The sequence below is a fragment of the Bradyrhizobium sp. Kon58 genome, assembly GCF_055807455.1.
Genome location: NZ_JBVVOT010000188.1, coordinates 1 through 396, shown reverse-complemented (window position 1 = coordinate 396; position 396 = coordinate 1). Strand labels below are relative to the sequence as shown.

The window sequence follows — 396 nt, the reverse complement described above, 5'->3', positions numbered from 1 at the left end:
ACCATGATCTCGGCCACCCCGCTTGCGCTGCTTTGCGGTACCGCACAAAAACCTGCGAGCGATTGGGTCAGCCCCGTGCCCCGGGCCTTGAGCCAGGTTTCCTTGATGCTCCACAGTTGCGTAAAACGCGACAGGTAGTTGGCTTCATCAAGCGCCAGCCAACACTGCTCGTGCGGATGGAAAAAACGCCGGGCGATGGCTTTTTTCACCGCCACTTTCCCGCTGATTGCTTCCAGGTCAACGCCCACCTCGTGGCCCCGGCACAGAGCGATGGCAGCCGAACGACCGCTATGGCTCACGTTGAAACGCAACCAGGTGTGCTCAGGCAGCCAAGGCTTACCGGCGGCGGTTCGCGCGATACGCACTTGATCGACCGGGATGGCAAGGTAGACGGCC

General features: G+C 61.4%; 1 protein-coding gene. It reads right to left on the bottom strand.

Going from position 1 to position 396, the window contains the following annotated elements:
• On the bottom strand, window positions 1–396 hold a 396-nt coding region (locus AC0L20_RS40065), incomplete at both ends, for a 4'-phosphopantetheinyl transferase family protein (protein WP_473295679.1).